Source organism: Nocardia cyriacigeorgica, from assembly GCF_010868145.1.
Classification (GTDB): domain Bacteria; phylum Actinomycetota; class Actinomycetes; order Mycobacteriales; family Mycobacteriaceae; genus Nocardia; species Nocardia cyriacigeorgica_D.
This window is the reverse complement of record NZ_JAAGUY010000004.1, coordinates 141,728-164,945: the sequence shown is the minus strand read 5'-3', so window position 1 is coordinate 164,945 and position 23,218 is coordinate 141,728. Positions and strand designations below refer to the sequence as shown.

General features: G+C 66.1%; 25 protein-coding genes. 12 read left to right on the top strand and 13 right to left on the bottom strand.

The annotated features are described in order from the left end of the window. Positions 1-64: 64 nt before the first annotated feature. On the top strand, positions 65-724 hold the full coding sequence (locus GV792_RS08750) for a cysteine hydrolase (RefSeq protein WP_256670460.1): 660 nt from the start codon (positions 65-67) through the stop codon (positions 722-724). A gap of 130 nt (positions 725-854) precedes the next feature. After that, complete coding sequence (locus GV792_RS08745) at positions 855-1,589, top strand: TetR/AcrR family transcriptional regulator (protein ID WP_309138592.1); 735 nt, start codon at positions 855-857, stop codon at positions 1,587-1,589. 148 nt (positions 1,590-1,737) lie between these two features. Here GV792_RS08745 and thiD read toward each other — a convergent pair whose 3' ends face one another. From thiD to GV792_RS08730, 3 genes are all read right to left on the bottom strand, one after another. Further along, complete coding sequence (thiD, locus tag GV792_RS08740) at positions 1,738-2,592, bottom strand: bifunctional hydroxymethylpyrimidine kinase/phosphomethylpyrimidine kinase (protein ID WP_163823519.1); 855 nt, start codon at positions 2,590-2,592, stop codon at positions 1,738-1,740. Between the two features lie 90 nt (positions 2,593-2,682). Next, positions 2,683-3,201: a nitroreductase/quinone reductase family protein gene (locus tag GV792_RS08735; RefSeq protein WP_163823518.1), complete on the bottom strand. Its 519-nt coding sequence runs from the start codon at positions 3,199-3,201 to the stop codon at positions 2,683-2,685. A gap of 61 nt (positions 3,202-3,262) precedes the next feature. Beyond that, positions 3,263-3,820, bottom strand: a complete 558-nt coding sequence (locus GV792_RS08730; protein ID WP_163823517.1) for a TetR/AcrR family transcriptional regulator — start codon at positions 3,818-3,820, stop codon at positions 3,263-3,265. A 39-nt stretch (positions 3,821-3,859) separates the two neighbouring features. Between GV792_RS08730 and GV792_RS08725 the strand changes: the two genes are divergently transcribed. Both GV792_RS08725 and GV792_RS08720 read left to right on the top strand, forming a co-directional pair. Then, positions 3,860-5,101: a KasA/KasB family beta-ketoacyl-ACP synthase gene (locus tag GV792_RS08725; protein WP_309138593.1), complete on the top strand. Its 1,242-nt coding sequence runs from the start codon at positions 3,860-3,862 to the stop codon at positions 5,099-5,101. Positions 5,102-5,258: 157 nt separating this feature from the next. Further along, entirely contained in the window at positions 5,259-5,882 is a 624-nt protein-coding gene (locus GV792_RS08720) for an NAD(P)-dependent oxidoreductase (RefSeq protein WP_163823515.1), read from the top strand. Between the two features lie 10 nt (positions 5,883-5,892). Here GV792_RS08720 and GV792_RS08715 read toward each other — a convergent pair whose 3' ends face one another. Beyond that, positions 5,893-6,546 carry a TetR/AcrR family transcriptional regulator gene (locus tag GV792_RS08715; RefSeq protein ID WP_163823514.1) on the bottom strand — a complete coding sequence of 218 codons (654 nt, stop codon included), beginning with the start codon at positions 6,544-6,546 and terminating at the stop codon, positions 5,893-5,895. Between the two features lie 89 nt (positions 6,547-6,635). On the opposite strand from GV792_RS08715, the gene GV792_RS08710 reads away from it, so the two are divergent. After that, a complete protein-coding gene (locus tag GV792_RS08710) occupies positions 6,636-7,769 on the top strand; it encodes an epoxide hydrolase family protein (RefSeq protein WP_163823513.1) in 1,134 nt (377 codons plus the stop codon). Between the two features lie 72 nt (positions 7,770-7,841). Here GV792_RS08710 and GV792_RS08705 read toward each other — a convergent pair whose 3' ends face one another. After that, positions 7,842-8,987 (bottom strand): GTP-binding protein, encoded by a 1,146-nt coding sequence (locus tag GV792_RS08705; protein WP_163823512.1) that lies wholly within the window; start codon positions 8,985-8,987, stop codon positions 7,842-7,844. Between the two features lie 188 nt (positions 8,988-9,175). Between GV792_RS08705 and GV792_RS08700 the strand changes: the two genes are divergently transcribed. From GV792_RS08700 to GV792_RS08690, 3 genes are all read left to right on the top strand, one after another. Beyond that, positions 9,176-9,991: an ABC transporter permease gene (locus GV792_RS08700; RefSeq protein ID WP_163823511.1), complete on the top strand. Its 816-nt coding sequence runs from the start codon at positions 9,176-9,178 to the stop codon at positions 9,989-9,991. Then, complete coding sequence (locus GV792_RS08695) at positions 9,988-10,722, top strand: ABC transporter ATP-binding protein (RefSeq protein WP_163823510.1); 735 nt, start codon at positions 9,988-9,990, stop codon at positions 10,720-10,722. The genes GV792_RS08700 and GV792_RS08695 overlap by 4 nt, the downstream gene beginning before the upstream one ends. A 68-nt stretch (positions 10,723-10,790) precedes the next feature. After that, complete coding sequence (locus tag GV792_RS08690) at positions 10,791-11,741, top strand: ABC transporter substrate-binding protein (RefSeq protein WP_175583114.1); 951 nt, start codon at positions 10,791-10,793, stop codon at positions 11,739-11,741. A gap of 49 nt (positions 11,742-11,790) precedes the next feature. Here the strand turns inward: GV792_RS08690 and thiC are convergent, their stop codons facing one another. The 8 genes from thiC to GV792_RS08650 form a co-directional block, all read right to left on the bottom strand. Then, positions 11,791-13,452 (bottom strand): phosphomethylpyrimidine synthase ThiC, encoded by a 1,662-nt coding sequence (gene thiC, locus GV792_RS08685; RefSeq protein WP_163823508.1) that lies wholly within the window; start codon positions 13,450-13,452, stop codon positions 11,791-11,793. A gap of 212 nt (positions 13,453-13,664) precedes the next feature. Further along, a complete protein-coding gene (locus tag GV792_RS08680) occupies positions 13,665-14,138 on the bottom strand; it encodes a VOC family protein (RefSeq protein ID WP_163823507.1) in 474 nt (157 codons plus the stop codon). A gap of 121 nt (positions 14,139-14,259) precedes the next feature. Beyond that, positions 14,260-15,438 (bottom strand): fumarylacetoacetase, encoded by a 1,179-nt coding sequence (gene fahA / locus GV792_RS08675; protein WP_163823506.1) that lies wholly within the window; start codon positions 15,436-15,438, stop codon positions 14,260-14,262. Continuing rightward, a complete protein-coding gene (locus GV792_RS08670) occupies positions 15,435-16,631 on the bottom strand; it encodes a homogentisate 1,2-dioxygenase (RefSeq protein ID WP_163823505.1) in 1,197 nt (398 codons plus the stop codon). Before GV792_RS08670 ends, fahA begins: the two co-directional genes overlap by 4 nt. A 141-nt stretch (positions 16,632-16,772) precedes the next feature. Next, a complete protein-coding gene (locus GV792_RS08665; RefSeq protein ID WP_163823504.1) occupies positions 16,773-17,399 on the bottom strand; it encodes a TetR/AcrR family transcriptional regulator in 627 nt (208 codons plus the stop codon). A gap of 152 nt (positions 17,400-17,551) precedes the next feature. After that, the gene (locus tag GV792_RS08660; RefSeq protein WP_163823503.1) at positions 17,552-18,379 is read right to left on the bottom strand and encodes an exodeoxyribonuclease III; all 828 of its coding nucleotides are present in this window, start codon (positions 18,377-18,379) and stop codon (positions 17,552-17,554) included. 45 nt (positions 18,380-18,424) lie between these two features. Further along, entirely contained in the window at positions 18,425-19,405 is a 981-nt protein-coding gene (locus GV792_RS08655) for an N-acetylglutamate synthase, CG3035 family (RefSeq protein WP_163823502.1), read from the bottom strand. Beyond that, entirely contained in the window at positions 19,398-19,985 is a 588-nt protein-coding gene (locus GV792_RS08650; protein WP_163823501.1) for a peptide deformylase, read from the bottom strand. Before GV792_RS08650 ends, GV792_RS08655 begins: the two co-directional genes overlap by 8 nt. A gap of 229 nt (positions 19,986-20,214) precedes the next feature. On the opposite strand from GV792_RS08650, the gene GV792_RS08645 reads away from it, so the two are divergent. From GV792_RS08645 to GV792_RS08630, 4 genes are all read left to right on the top strand, one after another. Next, positions 20,215-20,559, top strand: a complete 345-nt coding sequence (locus GV792_RS08645) for a DUF3263 domain-containing protein (RefSeq protein WP_163823500.1) — start codon at positions 20,215-20,217, stop codon at positions 20,557-20,559. Between the two features lie 18 nt (positions 20,560-20,577). Further along, on the top strand, positions 20,578-21,117 hold the full coding sequence (locus tag GV792_RS08640; RefSeq protein ID WP_175583110.1) for a LytR C-terminal domain-containing protein: 540 nt from the start codon (positions 20,578-20,580) through the stop codon (positions 21,115-21,117). 121 nt (positions 21,118-21,238) lie between these two features. After that, positions 21,239-21,949 carry a superoxide dismutase[Cu-Zn] gene (sodC, locus tag GV792_RS08635; protein ID WP_163823499.1) on the top strand — a complete coding sequence of 237 codons (711 nt, stop codon included), beginning with the start codon at positions 21,239-21,241 and terminating at the stop codon, positions 21,947-21,949. Positions 21,950-21,961: 12 nt separating this feature from the next. Continuing rightward, a complete protein-coding gene (locus GV792_RS08630; RefSeq protein WP_163823498.1) occupies positions 21,962-23,107 on the top strand; it encodes a glutamate--cysteine ligase in 1,146 nt (381 codons plus the stop codon). Positions 23,108-23,218 lie beyond the last annotated feature (111 nt).

Below are 23,218 nucleotides of genomic sequence, written 5' to 3'. Positions count from 1 at the left end.
AGGACGGAAACGTAAGTAGGCCATAGCATTACACCCGAAATCAGCGAACCCTACGATCGCACGAATGAGAGGTCGACCGATGCGTCACGCCTACGGTCTCAGCATTCCGCAAACCGTCGAAGACGCCTGCGACCCGGCCCGGATGGCGGTGCTGATCTACGACATGCAGGTCGGGATCGTTCGTCAGATCCCCGATGGGGACAAGATCATGCAGTCCTGCGTGGAACTGCGCGACGCGGCGCGTGCGGGCGGATTCCGGGTGTTCTACCTGAGGCACATGTCGTTGCCGCCTGCCACCGCGGGCGTATCGCAGCTGCGGACCGCTATGGAGTGGCAGCGAGTGGAAGACCCGATGTCGGTGCGTTCGGCCTTCCCGCAGGGCTCACCGCAGTACCAGTTGGTTCCCGAGCTCACCCCTGGCCCCGACGAGATGGTGTTCGACAAGATCACCATGTCCGCGTTCACGGCGACACCCCTCGATATCGCCCTCCGCGACTGCGGCATCGACAGCTACGCGATCGCCGGGATCGCCATGGAAGTGGGCATCGAGCCGACCGTGCGGCACAGCCTCGACCTTGGCTACTTGCCGATCATGGTGACCGACGCCTGCGGAGCCGGGCATCCCGAAGCCGCGCAGCGATCACTTGCCACACTGGAATTCGCGGGCGGTTCCCTGACGACCGACACCGCGACACTCGCCGGCCTCATGAGCGGCCGCGGCTGATCATCGAACCGCGAATCGTTGGCGCACACGACGCGACGTCCGGCGTGACGCGGTATCCGCACAGCTGTCCTGGCCGACCGCATCGGGCCCTGGACCGGCCCATTCGACCGGGTGAGTACGATCCCCGGTTGTGGTGAGACGCGGCGACCGGGGTGCGGGGGAGGTTCCTGGGCGGCGGGTCGATGCGCGGACCGAACGATGGCGCGAGCATCGGGTCAAGGTGCGGGCGGAGTTCGTCGACGCGGCGTTTCAGGCATTGGGGACGTTCGGGCCCGAGGTCAGCATGGGGGAGATCGCGAAGGCAGCGGGTGCGGCGAAACCCAAGCTCTATCGGCATTTCGCGGATAAGGCGGATCTGTACGACGCGATCGTGGATCGGATGCGGGATCTGCTGTGGGAACGGATCGTCGACGGTGTCGACCTGACCAACGATCCGGTTCGTGAGCTGATCCGTCGCGGCGCGAACGAATACGTGGCGGTGGTGACCCAGCATCCCAACGTGTTCCGCTTCATCTTGAACGGCCACTTCGCTCAACGGCAGGACAGTTCACCGGAATCGCCGCGATCGTTGCAGTCGGCGCGGCAAGCGGCCAGGCAGGTTGCCGATCTGTTCATGGGCTCGGTCGCCGATCGTCCGATCGACCCGAACGGTGTCGAGCTGGTGATCTATTCGGTGTTCGGCGCGGTGGCCTCGGCCACGGACTGGTGGCTCGGCGCCAACCGCCGCGAGGACCCGATGCCGGTCGAGCGGTTCGTCGCCTACCTCACCGAGATGATCTCGGCGCTGGTCCGCGCGGACGCCCGGCTCAGCGGTTTCACCATCGATGCCGATCAGCCATTGCACCTCGCCTTCACGGCGGGCTGAGCGGGCCCCCACGCCGCTCTGCCTCCGCAGCCGCCCCCAGTGTCGTGCCGCTTACACACGAACCACGTTGTTCTCGCTGTGCCGCGTCATTGAGGCCAACGGTGTTTGCGACGACCTCAGTATGCGCCGACCCACCGACAAAAACGGGTCACGACAGGCCCGTGGACTGCAAACGCCACAGCGGTGACACCGGTCCGTGGCCTTTGCCCAGGTCGTAGGAGGCGGCCAGGCAGCGGCGGGTCCATTCCTTGGCGAACTCGAAGGCGTCGGGCACCGAGTAGCCGTGTGCGAGGGCGCAGGCGATGGCCGCGGCGAGGGTGTCGCCGCCGCCGTGGTCGTTGCCGGTGTCGATGCGTGGCGCGGTGAACTCGAGGAAGCGGTCGCCGTCGAAGAGCAGGTCGGTGCTGTTCTCCGAGGAGCGCAGGTGCCCGCCCTTCACGACCGCCCAGCGCGGCCCCAGCGCGTGCAGCGCCTCGGCGGCCCGGCGAGCGCTGGCGTCATCGGTGACCTCGATGCCGGTGATGAGGCGGACCTCGTCGAGGTTCGGGGTGACGATGGTGGCGATCGGGAACAGGGTGTTGCGCACCGCGTCCAACGCCTCTTCGTGTAGCAGCGGATCGCCGTGCATCGAGGCGGCGACCGGGTCCACTACCAGCGGAATATCACCGTCGCGGCCGATCCCGACCTCGCGGCACACCTCCGCCACAGCCTCGATGATCGCCGTAGAGGCCAGCATTCCGGTCTTCGCCGCCCCCACCCCGATATCCCCGACCACTGACCGCACCTGATCGGCCACGATCTGCGGCGGAATCTCGTGGAACCCACTCACCCCCACCGAGTTCTGCACCGTCACCGCGGCCACCGCGACACACGCGTGCACCCCGCACAACGCCATCGTGCGCGAATCGGCCTGAATTCCGGCCCCGCCCCCAGAATCTGTTCCGGCGATGGTGAGCGCCCGAACCGGCGTCTGACCACTGGGTACCAAGGGCAGCAATTCCACCCGCTCACCTTATCCGGCGGTCGTCGGGCGATTGTGCCGTCGGCCCGAGGCGCGACCGGAGCGTACGAGCAGCCCGGCGAGGAGGCGATATCAGGAACGGTCGGCCGCGACCGGATCACCCAGCGTGATGACCACAAGGGGAAGCGGCCGCGATACCTTCGACTGATAGTCGGCGAGTAGCGGGTTCTCGCGGAGGACCCAGGTGGCGAACTCGTCGTAGCGTTCACCCTCGAGTGCTTCAGCGGTGGCGCGGTAGGTGATGCTGCCGAGTTCTACTGTCACGTCGGGGTTGGCTCGGACGTTGTGGAACCAGGCGGGGTAGCGGTCCTCGATGAAGGAGCTGACATACAGGGTGTCGCCGCGGTAGAGGGCACCGAGGACGACCAGGTGGGGGCGTCCGCTCTTGGCGCCGGTGGTGGTGAGCAGCAGCAGCGTTGCTTCGGCGTAGTCGCCGCCGACTTTTCCGTCGTTCGCGCGGAACTCTCGGATGACGTCGTCGTTCCAGGTGGCGATTTCCTCGGGGGAGTACTCCCGGTTCCATGGTGCGTCCGGGTCGTCATAGGAGTCGATGGCTTTGGTGGTTTCTGCGGGGTTACCGGGTTCGGCCATGGCGGCAGTATGGCAGCGGGTACCGACAGGAATGGCGAATCGCGCTGGGGTCGAATCCGGTTCAGCGCACCGTCTGGTCGATCAAGCGACGGGCCGCGCGGTCGGTGCGGTCGACGTCGCCGGTGATGAGGCGGTCTTGCAGGATGCCGCGTAGGCCGGAGATCAGCAAGGTGGCGACGGCTTCCTGGTCGTCGATGGTGTCGATGGTGCGCAGGCCGTCGGCGATGGCGGAGACGAAAACGGCGATGGCGTCGTTGGCATAGCCGGCGTAGGGGCCGTGCGGGGCGCAGGCGGCGCCGATTACCTGGGTCATCGCCCTGGCGCTGGTAGCGCCGTCACCGGAGGTGTTCGCCAGCCAGAATTCCCACAGCCGCTCACGCAACGCTTCGGCGTCGGTGATGTCGGCGAACACCGCGGCGATATCGGGTCGCTGCGTAGTCAGCGCCTGGACCAGCAGATTCTCCTTGGTGTCGAAGTAGTAGATGAGCATGCGCGAGCTGGTGCCGAGTTCGGCCGCGAGTGGGCGAAGGGACAGGTCGGCGAGGCCGTGTTCGGCGATATAGCGCACCACGGCGGTCAGCAGTTCAGTGCGTTTGGCGTGGTCGAGGGGGCGGGCCATGGGTTGACTGTAGCGATTGGTACAGGTATTCATGACATCGTGGATGTAACAGTCGCTTCAGAAACTCCAAGGTCGACGGATGGCGTGGTCATGACGGCCTACGCGGCCACCACGTCGCTGGCCGGCGATATGGAGGCAACCTGGTCGGAGCTGCTCCGGGGTCGCACCGGCATCGGCCTGCTGGACGATGAGTTCGCCGACGGCCTCCCGGTCCGGATCGGCGGCAAGCTGACCGAGAACCCGGCCGACGAATTGACCAGGGTCGAGCAGCGCAGGCATTCGTATGTGGAGCAGTTGGCGCTGGTGCTCGGCCGTCGCGTGTGGCGTGACGCCGGGGCGCCGGAGGTGGAGAGTGAGCGGCTCGCGGTCGTCATCGGGACAGGGCTTGGTGGTGGTGACGCCCTGATCGACGCGGTCGACGCGATGCGCGCTGGCGGCTACCGGAAAGTGGCGCCCATGACTGTGCCGATGGTCATGCCGAACGGCCCGGCCGCTGCTGTGAGTCTCGAAATCGGCGCGCGGGCAGGGGTTTACGCTCCCGTATCGGCCTGTTCCTCCGGTTCGGAAGCCATCGCACATGCCTGGCGCCTGATTCGAACGGGCGAGGCGGACGTGGTCGTCGCCGGTGGCGTGGAGGGCCATATCCACGCGGTGCCGATCGCCAGCTTCGCCATGATGCGGGCCATGAGCACCCGTAACGATGAACCCGAACGCGCATCGCGCCCGTTCGATCGGGATCGCGACGGGTTCGTCTTCGGTGAGGCCGGAGCGCTGGTCGTCCTCGAATCGGAACGGCATGCGCGAGCCAGGGGTGCGCGAATCCACGCACGCATCCTCGGCGCGGGCATCACCTCCGACGCGTATCACATCGTCGCGTCCGAACCGGAGGGAAACGGCGCAGCCAGGGCCATGCGAAAAGCGATTACCACTGCGGGACTGGAGAATTCGGATATCCAGCATGTGAACGCGCACGCCACCTCGACATCGATCGGCGATGCCTCGGAGGCCAATGCCATCACCGCGGTGACGCCGTCGGCCTCGATCTACGCTCCGAAGTCGGCTCTCGGACATTCCATCGGCGCGGTCGGTGCGCTGGAAACCGTCATCACCGCACTCACCCTGCGGGAACAGGTCGTACCGCCGACGCTCAATCTGGAGAACTCGGACGTCGACCTGGATATCGTCGCCGGTATGCCGCGTCAGCAGCGCATCGATTACGCCCTCACTAATTCCTTCGGCTTCGGCGGGCACAACGTCGCGCTCGCGCTCGGCCGGGTCTGAGGCTTCGCCCGACTGGCTGGATGCAGGGTTTCCGTCGTTCCTCTAAGTAGACGCCCGATTATGTTCGCGAGACCACAGGCCATGGAACGTCTCGCTCGCACGCGGTGTACTGGATTCACCAACGAAACAACAGCTTTCGAGAATTCAGGAGAACATCATGCGAATCGCCATCTTCGGAGCCACCGGAACCATCGGCCGCCACGTTGTCGAGCGGGCGCTCGCGCAGGGGCACGAGGTCACCGTTCTTACTCGCGATGCGAACCGGGTCGGAACCTCGCACCGGAAACTGCACGTGATCCAGGGCGATGTGCTCGACCCGGCGGCCGTCGAACAGGCGGTCAGCGGACAGGATGCGGCGCTCATTTCCCTCGGCAACGGCCGCAAGGGCGTTGTTCGCGCCGAGGGTACCCGCACGGTTATCGAGGCCATGCAGCGTAACGGGGTGAAGCGGCTGATCTGCCAGTCCACCCTCGGTGTCGGCGACAGCAGGCCCAATCTGAACTTCCTCTGGAAGTACATCTTGTTCGGCATCGTGCTGCGGCCTGCCTACAACGACCACGTCCAACAGGAGAAGTATGTGCGGGCCAGCGACCTCGACTGGACCATCGTGCGCCCGAGTGCCTTCACCGACGGCCCGGCAACCGGAACCTACCGGCAGGGGTTCTCGGCGACCGAAAGCGGCCTGACGCTGAAGATCTCTCGCGCCGATATCGCCGATTTCATGCTGGAACAGCTCACCGACCGCACCTACCTGCGCCGGGCCGCGTCCATCTCGAACTGATGGTGAGCGATCACCTGCTGGTACGCGGCTGCCAGCGCCAAGCGAACTCACCCGGCTGCGGTGCCGGGCCGGGGAGTTCGCCGACGCCGGCCATGCCGTCTACCAGCAGGGCGAGCACTCGCCGACGCAATTGGGTGGTGCGTTCGGGCTCGGGCGTGCTGACGGCAGCGCAGGCGTCGAGCACCAGTCCCAGGTCCAGGTCGGTCACTTCCGAGCGAAGCCGGCCGGTGACATGGGCCCGCCGCACCAGTTCCGTCGTCAGCTCACCGGAGCGCTGCACGTCGGGCACGATCGAGTCGTCTGGTGTGAAGGTTCCCGCCAGACGCACCGCGAGCGAATGGACATCGGCGTCCACCACCCGCTCCAGGAAACCCACGAAGCCTCGCCAGCCGTCGGAATCCTCCAGGGCTGCTTCCGCTTCAGCGTTGTAGCGGCGCAGACCGTCGTAGCAGAGCGTCCGAAGGAGTACGTCTTTGCTCGGGTAGCGGCGATAGAGCGCGCTGATGCCGACGCCCGCGCGTTCGGCGACGGCGGAGATCGGTGCGCCCGCGTCGGCGAGGAACACCGCTCGTGCGGCGTCGAGGATGATGCCGTCATTGCGGGCGGCCTGGGCTTTGCGGCCGGGCAGGGCCTTGCCCTGTGGCGCATCGGAGGTCTTCGGCATGGATTCAGATTAGCACTTGAAACGGAATGTTCCGTTCTGTTAGCTTGAAACAGAACAAAACATTCCGTTCCCTTAGCGAGGAGCTCATCATGACCGTCCGCCCCTTCACCGTCGACATCCCACAGGCCCGGCTGGACGATCTGGCCGATCGGTTGCGGCGCGCGCTGTGGCCTGATGAGCTGCCCGGTGTCGGTGATTCCTACGGTGTGCCCGGAGATCGGGTGCGAGCACTCGCCGAGTACTGGCTGGAGAAGTTCGATTGGCGTGCGGTGGAAGCGCGGCTCAACGCCCACCCCCAGTTCATCGCCGATATCGATGGCGAGAGCATCCACTTCCTGCATATCCGCTCACCGCGTCCGGACGCGCTGCCGGTGATCCTCACCCACGGCTGGCCGGGTTCGGTCCTGGAATACCTCGACCTCATCGAACCGCTGACCGCGCCGGAATCGGCCGATGCGCCGGCCTTCCACGTGGTGATCCCGTCACTGCCCGGATTCGGATTCTCCGGCCCGACCCGCAGTACCGGCTGGAACGTCCAGCGGACCGCCCGCGCCTGGGTGCAGCTGATGGATCAGCTCGGCTATGACAAGTTCGGGGCGATCGGCAACGACGGTGGCTCGATGATCTCGCCGGAGATCGGCAGGCTCGTGCCCGACCGTGTGGTGGGGGTGCATGTGACGCAGCTGTTCTCGTTTCCGTCCGGTGATCCCGCGGAATTCGACGGCATTCACGCAGACGACCTGGCGGCCCTCGAGCATCTGAAGTGGTTCCAGGACAACAAGATGGCGTTCAATCTGTTCTGCAGTCAGCAACCGCAAACCCTCGCCTACGCGCTGGCCGATTCCCCGCTCGGACTGCTCGGCTGGAACGCGCAGCTGTTCGGCGAGGCGTTGGACGAGGAGTTCGTCATCGGCAATATCGCGCTGTACTGGCTGACCGGCACCGGACCCACCTCGATCCGCTTCTATTACGAGCAGGCCCATGCGACCGAGCACCCGTCGGAGCCGACCACGGTGCCGATCGCGCTCGCCATGTTCAAGGGTGACTTTCAGTCGATGCGCCGGTTCGCGGAGCGCGATCACAGCACTATCGTCAGCTGGAATTCCTATGACGTCGGCTCGGTTGTCGGCGGGCCCAACGACGCTGCCGGACATTTCGCCGCGCACGAGGCGCCGGAGGTGCTGGCCGGTGATATCCGGCAGTTCTTCGCGCAGGCGGGGTGAACCGGATCGATGCCCGCCCGGGGCGCTGAACCCGGGCGGGCGTGAACGCGTGGGGCGTGTCGACTGGAGCGATCAGACGTGCTCGTGCAGATCGCCCCATGCAGGAAACGGGTCGGGGTAGGTAGCCCAGGTCTGCGGGCCCGCCTCCAGTTCGGCATCGGTGAGCAGCGCGTGATCGAGTAGAGCGCGAATGTGATCGCGGTTCAGCTCGAGCCCGATGAAGACGATCTCCTGACCCGCTGGAACCTCCAGTGACGACCACCAGGCGGCTGGCTCGAACACTAGGTTCGGGCCCGCCTGCGACCAGATGGCTGCCAATTCCGATCGGCTGGCGATCCAGCAGAAACCTTTGCTGCGCAGCAGTCCACGCAGTTGTTCGAGCGCGTCCGACAGCCGCTGCGGATGAAACGGCCGGTCGGCGGTGTAAGTGAGGCTGCTGATGCCGTACTCCTCGGTTTCCGGCACATGTCCGCCCGCGAGTTCCTCTTCCCAGCCTTCGGTCGAGGCGGCGGCGATCGGGTCATATCGGCCGGTGTCGAGTACCTCGTCGAGTTCGACGACACCGTGGCGCGTGCGGAGAACCTTGGCGCGCGGATTCATTCGTCGGACCGCTGCCTCGACGGTACCCGCGGCGCTCGCGCTCACCAGATCGGTCTTGTTGACCAACAGCACATCCGCGAATTCGACCTGATCGGCCAGCAGATCGGCGATGCCGCGTTCATCGCCCTCACCCGCCTGGAGGTTCCGTTCGGTGAGTGCCTGACCGCGTGCGATCTCGGCGAGGAAGGTCGATGCGTCGACGACGGTCACCATGGTGTCGAGCCGGGCGATCGAACCGAGCGTGAAACCGTCCTCGAACTCCCAATCGAAGGTCGCCGCGACCGGCATCGGCTCGGAGATGCCGGTAGATTCGATGACCAGCTGGTCGAAGCGACCCTCCCGCGCCAGCCGGGCGACCGCTTCGATGAGGTCCTCGCGCAAAGTGCAGCAAATACAACCGTTGGTCAGTTCGACCAGCTTCTCCTCGGTGCGATCGAGATGGCCCTGCCCCGCCACCAGCGCCGCATCGATGTTCACCTCGCTCATATCGTTGACGATCACCGCGACGCGGCGACCCTCCCGGTTGGCCAGGATGTGGTTGAGCAGGGTGGTCTTGCCGGCGCCGAGGAATCCGGACAGCACGGTCACCGGCAGTTGCTGTGATGTCGAAGTGGTCATCTACAAATGATAACCATTTTCATTAACCGCCAGTTGTGTGAGGGCTACTTGCCGCCTGACGTACATCACTGGCGTTCCGGCAGGGAACCGCAGCCCGCCGCTCTTTCCGCGCACGCTGCGCCGGCGGGATCGATTCAGGGTGAGTGCAACCCTGTCGGCCACCCCCTCGCGCCCCGCATCATGCACGAATGCTCATGGAGAGGCGCACAGTGCCCGCCGAGCGGCGGACCTCGCTATACCGACGCCCGGGGTTCCTGCGTGCCCTCGCCCCGATCGGGCTGCTGCTGCTCTGGCAGATCGCCAGCACCGGTGGCTGGATCTCGGCCAAGAAGCTGCCCGCTCCGGCGGTGGTGCTCGATGCGGGCCTGGAGATCTATCGTTCCGGTCAACTCGGTGAGGCGCTGCTGGTCTCGGGGGAGCGGGCGTTGTTCGGCTTCCTGCTCGGTGCGGTGCTCGCATTGGCGCTCGGCATCGTCGCCGGGCTGAGCAAGGTCGGCGAATATGCGCTGGACCCGCCGCTTCAGATGCTGCGCACCATCCCGCTGTTCGGGCTGATCCCGCTGTTCATCATCTGGTTCGGGATCGGTGAGGAACCGAAGATCTACCTGATCGCGCTCGGGGTGTTCTGCCCGCTGTATCTGAACACGTTCGCGGGTATCCGTAAGCTCGATCCGAAGCTGCTCGAGCTCGGCCGCACCCTGCAATTGACCTTGTCCGAACGGCTGCGTCTGCTCATCATCCCGGGTGCGCTGCCGCAGATCTTGGTCGGTGCGCGGCAGAGCCTCGGCATCGCCTGGCTGTCGTTGATCGTGGCCGAACAGATCAATGCGAGCGCGGGACTCGGCTTCGTGATCAACAATGCCCGCGAATTCCTGCGCACCGACATCGTCATCTTCGGCCTGCTCATCTACAGCCTGCTCGGGCTTGCCACCGATTCGGTCGTGCGGGCCATGGAACATCGCGCCCTGCGCTGGAGCCCGACCGACCGAGGAATTCAGCGATGACCATCACCGAGACCGCAGCGGTCACCACCTCGGCAGCGCGAATCACCGGACTCGGCAAGAGTTTCGGCGGCAACACCGTGCTCGACGGCATCGACGTCGATATCGAGGCGGGGGCGATCGTCGCGCTGGTCGGGCGTAGCGGCTCCGGTAAGTCGACCCTGCTGCGGATCATCGGCGGATTGGAGCGCCCAGATCGCGGCGCCGTGACCGTCGATGCGCAACCGACGATCGTCTTCCAGGAGGCGCGGCTCATCCCGTGGCTGCCGGTGGCGCGCAATGTCGCGCTCGGGCGTCCGCGTCCACACAACCGCCGTGACGACGAAACCATCGCCCGCGAGCTGCTCGAGCAGGTCGATCTGCGCGAACGCGCCGATGCCTGGCCGCTCACCCTCTCCGGCGGTGAGGCCCAGCGCGTCGCCTTGGCCAGGGCGTTGGTCGCCCATCCCACGCTGCTGCTGCTCGACGAACCGTTCGGTGCCCTCGACGCGCTGACCCGGCTGGCCATGCATGACCTGCTCCTGCGACTGCATGCCGAGCGCGGGTTCGGCGTCCTGCTCGTCACCCACGATGTCGGCGAGGCGGTCGCGCTCGCCGATCGCGTGCTGGTGCTCGACAACGGCCGCATCGCCGAGGAAGTCAGCGTCGATCTGCCCCGTCCGCGCCCGCGTTCCTCGCCTCGAGCCGCCGATTTCGTCACGCGGTTGCTTGCGCTGCTCGGCGTCGCCGACTGACCTATCCACAACGCAGGAAAGCAGTTCTCGTGAAACGACTCTCGGTATCCCGTCTTGCAGGTGTGGCCATGGTGGCCGCCGCTGTCTTCGCCACCTCCGCGTGTGGCGAGGAGGCTGCGCCCACGCCGAGCGGTCCGGTGGATCTCAGTACTGTGACTTTGAAAGTCGGTGATCAGAAGGCGATTTCGATCGAGGTACTGATGCGGGCATCGGGACAGCTGGAGAATCTCCCGTACAAGATCGAGTTCTCCACCTTCACCGCCGGTCCGCCATTGATCGAGGCGGCGGGCGCGGGCGGTATCGACCTCGCACAGACCGGCAATACCCCGGTGATCTTCGGTGCCGCGGCGAATGCCGATATCAAGATCGTCGGCGCGCTGGCGGCGACGGGCAAAGGCGATGCCATCCTCGTCGGCAAGGACTCGGCTATCGGTTCGGTCGCCGATCTGAAAGGCAAGAAGGTCGCGGTCACCAAGGGCAGTTCGGCGAATGCGAACCTGCTGCTGCACCTGCGGAAGGCCGGTCTGAGCCTGGACGATGTCGAACCGGTCTATCTGGCGCCCGCTGATGGCTACGCGTCCCTGACCAGGGGCGACGTCGACGCGTGGGCGGTGTGGGACCCCTATACCGCGATCGCGGAAAAGGAAGTGGGCGCCACATCCATCGCCTCCGCCGACCAAGCGGCAAACGGCTACAACTTCTGGGTCGCTTCGAACCAGTCGGTCGGCGATGCCGGAAAGTCAGCGGCGATCCGCGACTTCTTCACCCGCTACGCGGCGGCCACCACATGGTCCTCCGACAACCTGGACCTGTGGTCGACCGAGTACGCCGAACTGACTTCGATCCCGGTCGATGCCTCCCGCATCACCTGGACCCGCTCGATCAAGGAACCGATCGCCCTCGACGATCAGGTGGTGGCCTCTGAACAGGAGATCGCCGACGCCTTCACCGAGGCCGGCGCGATCCCAGGCAAGGTCACCTTCAGCGACTTCGTCGACAACCGATTCGACCAGCAGTAGAACAGAATCCGGCGGTGACAGCCGAGCTGCCACCGCCGGAATCCGCTGCCTAGGAGACGACGGGCAGATACACCTTCTTACCGGCGTCGGCGAACTCGGCGGACTTCTCCGCCATGCCCGCTTCGATGGCCTCGACATCGGTGAGGCCCTGCTTCTCCGCGTATTCACGCACATCCGCGGAGATCCGCATGGAGCAGAACTTCGGGCCGCACATGGAGCAGAAGTGTGCGGTCTTGGCAGGCTCGGCGGGCATGGTCTCGTCGTGGTATTCGCGGGCGGTGTCCGGATCCAGCGACAGGTTGAACTGGTCGACCCAGCGGAATTCGAAACGCGCCTTGGACAATTCGTCGTCACGCTGCTGCGCGCGCGGATGTCCCTTGGCCAGATCGGCGGAGTGCGCGGCGATCTTGTAGGTGATCACGCCGACCTTCACGTCATCACGGTTGGGCAGGCCGAGGTGCTCCTTCGGCGTGACGTAGCACAGCATCGCGGTACCGGCCTGGGCGATGATCGCGGCGCCGATGGCCGAGGTGATGTGGTCGTAGGCGGGCGCGATATCGGTGGCCAGCGGGCCGAGGGTGTAGAACGGCGCCTCCTCGCACAGCTCCTCTTCCAGCCGCACGTTCTCCACGATCTTGTGCATCGGCACATGGCCGGGGCCCTCGATCATCACCTGCACGCCATACGATTTCGCGATCTTTGTGAGTTCGCCGAGGGTGCGCAGCTCGGCGAACTGTGCCTCGTCGTTGGCGTCGGCGATGGAGCCGGGGCGCAGACCGTCACCGAGGGAGAACGTGACGTCATAGCGCGCGAGGATCTCGCACAGCTCCTCGAAATGGGTGTAGAGGAACGATTCCTGATGGTGCGCCAGGCACCACGCGGCCATGATGGAACCGCCGCGCGAGACGATGCCGGTGACCCGCTTGGCGGTCAGCGGCACATAGCGCAGCAGCACGCCCGCGTGCACCGTCATGTAGTCGACGCCCTGCTCGCATTGCTCGATGACGGTATCGCGGTAGATCTCCCAGGTCATCTGGGTGGGATCACCGTTCACCTTCTCCAGTGCCTGGTAGATCGGCACCGTGCCGACCGGGACCGGCGAGTTGCGCATGATCCATTCGCGCGTCTCGTGGATGTTCTTGCCGGTCGACAGATCCATGATGGTGTCCGCGCCCCAGCGGGTCGCCCACACCATCTTCTCGACCTCCTCCGCAATGGAGGACGAGACGGCCGAGTTGCCGATATTGGCGTTGATCTTCACCGCGAATTTCTTGCCGATGATCATCGGCTCGCATTCGGGGTGGCGGTGGTTGGCGGGGATCACCGCGCGGCCCGCGGCGACTTCGTCACGCACCAGTTCGGGCGAAACCCCTTCGCGCGCCGCGATATAACGCATCTCGGCGGTGATGATGCCCGCCCGTGCCCAAGCCAGCTGGGTGCGCGGGCCTTCGACCTCGGGCTTGCCCCAGCCGTCGCGCAGCTTGGGCAGGCCTGCCTCGAGGTCGATGGTCGCGGTGTCGTCGGTGTACGGCCCCGAGGTGTCGTAGACGTCGAAGTGCGCGCCGGTGGTCAGGTTGATCCGGCGCAGCGGGATGCGCAGGGTCAACCCGTCGGCTTCGACCTGTTCGTAGTGCTTGACACTGCCCTGGATCGGCCCGGTGGTCACCGTGTCGACACCCGCGGTGGTCGCGGAACGGCCAGTGGAACCCATATTTCCTCCCTACGCCGGCATTACCCGGTCAGGTTCATACGGTCGACGGCCCTGATCCGCCCGGAATGGGCTAGCCGTCCTCTCAGCCCGCTGGTGCGAGCCCCCGTTGGCGTGATGTACCCGCCTGACCATACCCGCCCAGGTTCGCGCCCGAGGCAGACCGGCGACAGCGCCCGGCTCACCGCCGGGCGCGGCATGTGGTGAGGAGTGGGTCAGGTGTTCGCGTAGGCGTCGCGCATGGCCTGGAGGTCGATCTTCTTCATCTTCAACATCGCGGCGGTGGCGCGATCGACGGCGGCCGGATCACCGGTCAGCAGCGCATCGGCCTCGGCGGGCCATACCTGCCACGGGACGCCGTACTTGTCGAACAGCCAGCCGCATTCGATCTCCTTGCCGCCGTCGGCGAGCAGAGCATCCCAGAGCCGGTCGACTTCTTCCTGACTGTCACAGTTGATCAGCAGCGACATCGCGTGGGTATAGCTGTACTCGCCGCCACCGTTGATGCCGGTGAATCGTTGACCTGCGAGTTCGAAATCCACGGTCATGACCGATCCGGCCTCGCGCATCCCGGAGTCGGTAAAGCGCAAGACTCGGATGATCTTGGAATCCGGGAACAGTGAACAGTAGAACTCGGCCGCTTCCTCGGCCTGTATGTCGTACCAGAGGTTGGTGACGATCTTCTGCATGGTTGTCCTCCCGATCGAATGATCTGGCCCTATCAATGCAGACTGCGCCTCCCGGTGAAATTCATCGCGGGTTTTCGCAGAACTGGGCCGACGTGTCGTCCTGCCATCGACGGGAATGACCTCAGTGATTACGGGCCGGAAGGATCCTGCCGGTGACTTCGCCGAGGCCGAGGCGGGTGCCTGCGGTTCCCGGCGCTGTAGCGGTGATGGTGACCTCGTCGCCGTCGAGCAGGAAGGTGCGTTCGGAGCCGGCCACGGTGAGCGGTTCGGTACCGCCCCAGGACAGCTCCATGAATGATCCGCGCTGGTCGGCGGCCGGGCCGGAGATGGTGCCGGAGGCGAAGAGGTCGCCGGGACGGGTGGCGGCGCCGTTGACCGTCAGGTGCGCCAGCATCTGCGCCGGTGACCAGTACATTCCGGAATACGGCGGCCGCGCGACCAGATCGCCGTTCCATCGCACGCACAGCTCGAGATTCAATCCCCACGGATGCTGTTCGCGCAGGTAGGGCAGGGGTGGCGGGTCCTGGGGTTGCAGTGGGATCCGCGCGGATTCCAGCGCCGCCAGCGGGGTGACCCACGCTCCCATCGACGTCGCGAAGGATTTCCCGAGGAACGGGCCGAGGGGCTGGTACTCCCAGGCTTGGATATCTCGGGCGGACCAGTCGTTGATCAGGGCGACCCCGAAGACGTGGTCGGCGAAGCCCGCGGTGCCGATGGAACTGCCGAGCTCGGAGCCGACGCCGATGACGAAGCCGAGTTCCGCCTCGATATCCAGCCGCCGGGACGGACCGAAATCCGGTGTGTCGGAATTGGTTCGCCGCTGACCACACGGGCGAACGATATCGGTGCCCGACACCACAACGGTGCCCGCGCGGCCGTGATACCCGACCGGAAGGTGGCGCCAATTCGGCAGCAGCGGTTCCGATCCCGGACGCAGTAATTTACCCAGGTTCGTCGCGTGATGGATGCTGGCGTAGAAATCGACGTAGTCGCCGATTCGCACCGGCAGAGCCAGGTGTACCGCCGCGAGCGGAAAGACCGCGTCCGCGGAGAGGCCGCCGTCGACCAGTTCGCGGACCCGCTCCCGTACCTGCGCCCAGCGCCGCGGACCCTGGGCCAGAAAGGGATTGAGATTCGGTCTGGCGAACACCGGATCATCGAGCGCCGTTGCCAGATCGATGACGTGATCGCCGACCCGCACGCCGACGCGGAAATCGTCGCCCCCCGGCGCGAACACCCCGTACGGCAGATGCTGTGGGCCGAACAGCGAATCCGGCGGGATCTCGAGCCGCGTCCTCACTGCGGCCCCTGCCCCGACCAGGTCCACGCATATCCGGGATCTTCGCAGGCGAGGGCGCCCTCACCCAACTCGAGCGGGCGGAAGGTGTCGACCATGACGGCCAGTTCATCGAAGAACTCCACCCCAATGCTCGCCTCGTACGCACCCGGCTGCGGGCCATGAGCGTAGCCGCCCGGATGCACCGAAATCGAGCCTTGGCCGATCCCGGAACCGCGCCTGGCCTCGTAATTCCCGCCGCAATAGAACATGATCTCGTCGGAATCGACATTGGAGTGGTAGTACGGCACCGGAATCGACAGCGGGTGATAGTCCACCTTGCGCGGAACGAAGTTGCAGACCACGAAATTGATGCCTTCGAAAGCCTGATGCACCGGCGGTGGTTGGTGTACCCGCCCGGTGATGGGCTCGAAATCACCGATATTGAAGGTGAACGGATACAGGCAACCGTCCCAGCCGATCACATCGAATGGATGCGTCGCGTACACCATGCGTGTGCCGACGATCCGGCCGCCGGGGCGGTGTTTGACCAGCACCTCGATCTCCGTGCCGACGGCGAGCAGCGGTTCGCCCGGTCCGTGCAGATCACGCTCGCAGTAGGGCGAATTCTCCAGCAGCTGGCCGAATTTCGACAGATAGCGTTTGGGCGGGGTGATGTGGCTCGACGCCTCGATCGCATAGGCGCGCAGCGGGTCGGGGCCGATGGGCAGCCAGCGGTGTGTGGTGGCCCGCGGAATCAGCACCTGATCGCCCTGCCGGGCAGGTAGCGCGCCGAAGACCGTCTCCACTACCGCGGCACCCGACTCCACGTACACCAGTTCGTCGCCGATGGCATTGCGGTACAGCGGTGAGGCGGTTCCGGCCACGACATAGGACAGCCGCACATCGGCATTGGCCAGTAGCAACCGCCGTCCGGTGACCACATCCACACCGGCCAAGCTGTCGCCCGGGAACAATTCGTGCAATCGCAGATGCCGGTGGCGCAGCGGATGATTGGGTGTCGTCGACTGATCGGGTAACTCCCACACCGTCGAGTCGATGATCGCAGGCGGAAGGCCGCGGTGATACAGCAGCGACGAGTCGCCGGAGAAGCCCTCCTCGCCCATGAGCTCCTCATAGAACAGGCGCCCCTCATCGTCGCGATGCTGGGTATGCCGCTTCGGCGGCACCGACCCCACCTGCCGATAGAAAGCCATGACCACACCTCCCGTCGAACGGACGGACAGCCAGTTCCTATCGTATGCCGCGACCGTGCGGCGTAGGTGCGGCTCGCGGCAGCCTGGTCGGCTCAGCGGTTACCCGCTGACATTGCCGGGCGAATGATCTCGGCGCGGATCTCAGGCGTCGCGCAGCGCCCGGTAGACGGCGGCGCCGACGAATGCACCCAGCTCCTCCGGCGTCCAGTCGCCGGTGTCGGAGAGCAGGCTCCGCACCGCACCTTCACCGGCAGATATCCACTGCTCGACCAGGACCGGAAGCTTGCGGTCGACATCCTCGATACCCCAGGCCTGCAGGGTCGGGCGCAGCAGGCGGGTGCATCGTTCGACGACGAGTCCGCGTCCGCGTCCGAACGAATCGGCCACCGCGGGATCCGGGTTGCCGTAGAGCAGTAGCCAGGAATCCGGCCGCGCCGCCACCACCTCGAGCAGAGCCCGGAACCCTTCGACGAACACCGGCTCACCCGCGTCGACCGCACGTTTGCGCAGTGCGCCGAGAACCCCGCCGATCACGTACGACTCTTCCCGGCGAATCAGTTCCTCGATCAGCGCGACACGGTCGGGGAAGCACGCGTACACGACCGGGCGCGTGACGCTCATTCGTTCGGCGACCGCGGCGACGGTGACCGCCGCGATGCCCTGTTCGATGGCGATGGCCAGTGCGGCGTCGAGCACTTGGGGCCGTCGGCGTTCCGGGCCGAGATGCTGCGCCCGTCGGCGCGGACGCACAGCCGATTCGGTGCTCATGCACCAACGGTATCAGCGGGGCGAAGGTCGAACCGGTGCTGCCGAACAGGTGTGCTCGCCCATGGCGGACACGGTCCTACCGGCTGTGTACAGGCGAAACGCCAGTCGCAGTGTCGCTCGATACCGGGCCGCTGAAAGCCTGGGTCAAGTAGTCACGCGGTCTCTGCGTCCGTGAATTCCGCGATCACCGGGGCATGGTCGCTCGCGCCTTTACCTTTGCGTTCCTCCCGGTCGACCACAGCGTCGGTGGCGGTGGACGCGAGGGCGGGGGAAGCCAGCAGGAAGTCGATGCGCATGCCCTCTTTGCGGGGGAAGCGCAGCTGGGTGTAGTCCCAGTAGGTGTAGACGCCGGGGCCGGGAGCGAAGGGGCGCATGACGTCGGCGAAACCGGTGTCGAGGACGGCCGTGAAGGCGTCGCGTTCGGGCTGGGAGGTGTGGGTTTTGCCCGCGAAGTATTCGGGCGACCAGACGTCGTCGTCGGTGGGGGCGATATTCCAGTCGCCGACCAGGGCGATCTTGGCCTGCGGGTCCTCGGTCAGCCACCGGGCGGCGTTGTCGCGCAGCGCGGCGAGCCATTCCAGCTTGTAGGTGTAGTGCGGGTCGTCCAAGGCGCGCCCGTTGGGCACATACAGGCTCCATACGCGCACCCCGCCACAGGTGGCGCCGATGGCACGTGATTCCACCACCGGGGTGGCGATCAGCGATTCGCCCGCGTTCTTGTCGAAGCCGGGTTGATTCGGAAAGGCCAACTCCACCTCCGCCAGGCCGACCCTGGAGGCGATGGCCACCCCGTTCCACTGGTTGATGCCAAGGTGGGCCACCTCATAGCCGAGCTCGTCGAACCGTTCGAACGGGAACTGGTCGTCGCGGCACTTGGTTTCCTGAATCGCCAGTACGTCGATGTCCTGACGGTCGAGGAAGGCCGCGACCCGGTCCATCCGGGAGCGGATCGAGTTGACGTTCCAGGTCGCGAGGCGCACGGGGTTCCTTGTCGAAGAGAGTGGAAGGGAAAGCCTGATCCCGTTCTACCGCACCACGGGGATGCGGGGCCCAGGGGCGGCGTAGCGGTAGTGGTGATGGTCGAGGAAACCGAGCTCCCGGTACAGCGCGAGCGCACCGGCATTATCCGTCTCGACCTGCACATAGGCGTGGGTGGCGCCGCGGTCGCGGCCCCATCGGATCAGCTCGGCGCAGACCAGCGAGGCCAGCCCGTGCCGTCGGTGCTGTGCCATGGTCGCCACACACGTCAGCCCGACCCAGCGCAACCCGTCCGGCGCAGTGGTCAGCGCGCCGCGGCCGATCGCGATGGGCTGGGGCACGCCGAGCGAAGCGAAGCCGAGCTCACCGCCGCGCACCGAAGTCAGCACATCCAGGTCGGGCATCGCGGCGTCCGGGTCCGCCGGTTCGGCGCCGCGCTGACGATGCAGTTCCAGCCATGCCGCATCGGGCGCGGGCGCGATCCGCACCATCGACGGCCCGCGGGGTAGCACGAAGTTGTCCAGGTCGATCCCGAGCACCGCCGTCTCGCCCCAGGTATGCCAGCCCGACGGTGGCGGGGCCAGCCGATCCGGCAGCAGCAACCGCAACGGCAGGCCGCGTTCGGTCATCCACGCCTCGATCCGATGCAGCGCATCCGCCGAGACCAGTGCGGGACCCTCCGAATTGCCGAGCGGTACAGCGGAGTTCGCGCGGTCGGTGTAGCCGCGCCCGGCACGCACCAACCAGCCGTCGATCCAGGCGTGTTCGGCGCCGGGCCACCCGTCTGCCGCCGCCGCTTCCACCGCGCGGATCTCGCTGGTACGAACCGGCCTCGGCCCCAACGCTTTCAGTGCGACCACGCGATCGGTGGAGACCGATACCATCTGACCGTCGGCGCCGCGCACGGTCGGCGGATCGAGCGAGACCAGCTCCCCGATCACATCTGTCATCGGCTGTGGATAGCCCTCCGGCAGCAGATACCGCAGTACCACCCGGCGGCCGAGCGGAATATCGGCGAAATCAGTCATGCCCGAACGGGTCCGGCACCGTGCCGGGCATCCAGCTCAAACCCGGTGTGCCCCAGCCACTGCGCTTGATGGCCTTCTTCGCAGCGCGCGCATTGCGGCCGACAAGCACATCGACGTAGAGGAAGCCATCGAGGTGGCCGACCTCGTGCTGCAGCATTCGGGCGAAGAAACCCTTGCCCTCGATCTCCACCGGCTCGCCGTGCTCGTCGACGCCGGTGACCTTGGCCCAGTCGGCCCGGCCGGTCGGGAACTGCTCGCCGGGAACCGACAGGCAGCCCTCCTCGTCGTCATCGGGATCGGGCATGGTCTCAGGGATCTCGGAGGTCTCGAGCACAGGGTTGATCACCGCGCCGCGGCGGCGGGTGATCGTGCCGTCGGCGCCCTCATCCGGGCAGTCGTAGACGAACAAGCGCAGCGGCTTCCCCACCTGGTTCGCCGCCAGGCCGACACCGTTGGCCGCGTCGAGCGTGTCGTACATGTCCGCGATCAGCCCGGCCAGCTCCTCCGGCGATTGAGTCACCCGCTCGGTCGGATTGTGCAGAACGGGATCGCCGACGATCACGATAGGGAGGATTGCCATGGGCACAATTTTGCCGCGCGGTCGTCGAACGGTTCGCGGCGCCCCTCGGCGGGCGCTGTGACCGTGTGCCGAAGCCGGCCGGAGCGGTAGTCACCATGCCCGCGCGACACGTAACCGCTGGTACCGGACACGCCGCTGGACAGACGGCGCAATGAGCTATTCCCGTGGTTGAATGATCCGCGACGTACAAGCATCATTTCGTCCGACGGTGACTCGGCGAGGGAGCAAGATGGACGGCGCAACAGCGCGGGACCTTTCCGCAATCCAGGACAGCCCTCCTACGAGCGAAGAGGTCACGGCCACTCAGCAGGCCGGTGACGACGACGGCCTGAGCCGTCGCGAACACGACATCCTGGCCTTCGAACGCCAGTGGTGGAAATACGCCGGGGCCAAGGAAGAAGCCATCCGGGAGCTGTTCTCGATGTCGCCCACCCGGTACTACCAGGTGCTCAACACGCTTGTGGACCGTCCGGAGGCGCTGGCCGCAGATCCGATGCTGGTCAAACGGCTGCGCAGGCTGCGGGCCAGCAGGCGCAAAGCCCGTGACGCGCGCAAGCTCGGATTCCAGGTGTGACGGACTAGGCTCGAACAGGTGAGTTATCCGAAACCCACTTCCGGCGGGATCCCGCTGCGTGCGTTGGCGATGGTGTTGATCGCACTCGCCATCGTTTTCGCCGGTCTGGGCGCGATGTCGCTGTCGAGCGCCGACTCCGACACCGAGACGGCCGCCGAGACCAGCGCGCCAGAAACGACGTCGGTGGCCGTGGCCCCGCAGGCCACCTCGGCGCGGACCACCACCGCCACACCCACCACGACGGCCGCTCGGTCCACTGCCAGCACCACGGCGGTGGTGGACCAGTCGACGCCGATCCGGGTGCTCAACAACAGCCTGGTCGCCGGGCTGGCCTCCAAGACGGTGAATCAGCTCGCCGCCAACGGCTGGAAAAACGCCACGGCGGGCAACTATGCCGGCTCAACGATTCCGGCCACCACCGTCTATTACGGCACCGCCACCGGAGACAAGGCCGCGGCCGAAGCCGTTGCGGCAGTTCTCGGCGCGGGCGTGGCACCGATGATCCCCGGATTGGGCGCCGGATCGACCGGCGTTGTCGTCGTGGTGACCGGGAACTGACCCGCCCCGACACGGCCCGAGAATCGAGCGACACGGCGGGCGTGGCATCATCTTGACCGATAAAACAAACGTGTCCACCCAGCTTTACTCGTAAACTCGGTACTCGTAAAGGAGTTCCCCGATGGCACCGTCCACAACTCGTCGCCCGTCCTGGCGGACCGTGACCCCGGTGCTGGCGATCGCCGTCTTCGGCCTCACCGCCTGCACGAACAGCCAGGAGTCGAGTGACGTCCAGGGAACGACCCCGCCGGTGTGGACGAGCTCGCCCGCCCCGGCCGGTACCGAAACCGGTCATGGCGGCGGCCACGGTGGCAGCACCGGTGGACACGGCGAGACCCCTGCCGCCGGTGGCACCAAAGTCGAACTGAAGGATGCTGCGGGCACCACCGTCGGCACCGCCGATATCACCGAGGCGGGCAGCTTCCTACGCATCAGCGTCGAGGCCAACGGCCTGCGACCCGGATTCCACGGCCTGCACATCCACCAGGTCGGCAAGTGCGAGCCCAATTCGGTGGCCCCCACCGGAGGTTCGCCCGGCGACTTCCTCTCCGCCGGTGGCCACCTGCAGGTCGGCGCCGCCAACTCGCATCCGGCCAGCGGTGACCTGACCTCGCTGCAGGTCCGCGAAGACGGCAACGCCACCCTCGTCACCACCACCGACAAGGTGAGCATGGCCGACATCCGTGGCAAGGCGCTGATGATCCACGCCGACTCCGACAACTTCGGCAACATCCCCGGCCGCTACACCCGCGCCGGTGGCACGGGCCCTGATGAGGCCACCCTCGCGACCGGCGACGCGGGCGGCCGTGTCGCCTGCGGCGTTATCCAGTAGGAGCGTGCCGGCATGGGCGGGGCTGGGATCGAGAGGGTTGTCTTCCACGGTTCGCCCCGCCCGACCATCGGCGTCGAATGGGAGATCGCGCTCGTCGACAAGGTGACCCGCGATCTGTCCAATACTGCTGCGGCAGTGTTCGATTCGGTAGGTGACCTGCGTGCCCACGACGGCACCCCGCAAGTGACCAAAGAACTGCTACGCAATACCGTCGAGCTGGTCACCGGTGTGCACAACACGGTCGGCGAGGCGATCGACGACCTGAGTGCCACGATGAATACGCTGCGCCGCGCCGCCGATCCGCTCGGCGTCGACCTGTTCTGCGCGGGCACCCATCCATTCGCACAATGGTCGGCCCAGCAGCTTACTCGCTCACCGCATTACGACGAGCTGATCGAACGCACCCAGTGGTGGGGTAGGCAGATGCTGATCTGGGGCGTGCACGTGCACGTCGGAGTATCGCATCAGGACAAGGTTTTTCCGATCCTGAACTCGCTGCTGGTGACGTATCCGCATCTGCTCGCGCTGTCGGCGTCCTCGCCGATGTGGTCCGGAGCCGATACCGGTTATGCGAGCAACCGCGCGTTGATGTTCCAGCAGCTGCCCACCGCGGGTCTGCCGTTTCAGTTCGAGAACTGGACCGAGTTCGAGTATTTCGTGCACGATCAGTTCAAAACCGGTGTGTTCGAACAACTCGGCGGTATGCACTGGGATATCCGGCCCGCGCCGAAATGGGGCACCATCGAGGTGCGGGTCTGCGACGGTATCTCCACCCGCGCCGAACTGGCCGCGATGGCTGCGTTCATCCACTGCCTCATCGTCGACCTGGATCGTCGCGTGGAAAACGGCGAACAGATGCCGACCCTGCCGCCGTGGCATGTGCAGGAGAACAAGTGGCGGGCCGCGCGTTACGGACTGGACGCGATCGTCATCGTCGACGCCGACAGTAATGAGCGACTCGTCACAGATGATCTCGCCGAGCTATTGAACCGGTTGGAGCCGACGGCGAAGCTGCTCGGCTGTGCCGACGAACTCGCCTCGGTCGCCGAGATTCCCGCCCGCGGCGCCTCCTACCAGCGGCAGCGCAAGGTTGCGGCCGCGGCGCAGGGTGACCTGGTCGCGGTGGTGGACGAGCTGGTCAAAGAGCTCGATCAGTAAGCGGTACGGCTGCTGTCGGCTGACGTTCAGTCGGCCAGGGGGATGACGTTCACCTGCCGTTTAACATGGTCGATGTGTTAGTCGAAGACCCGAACTCCAGAGCCGGCGACG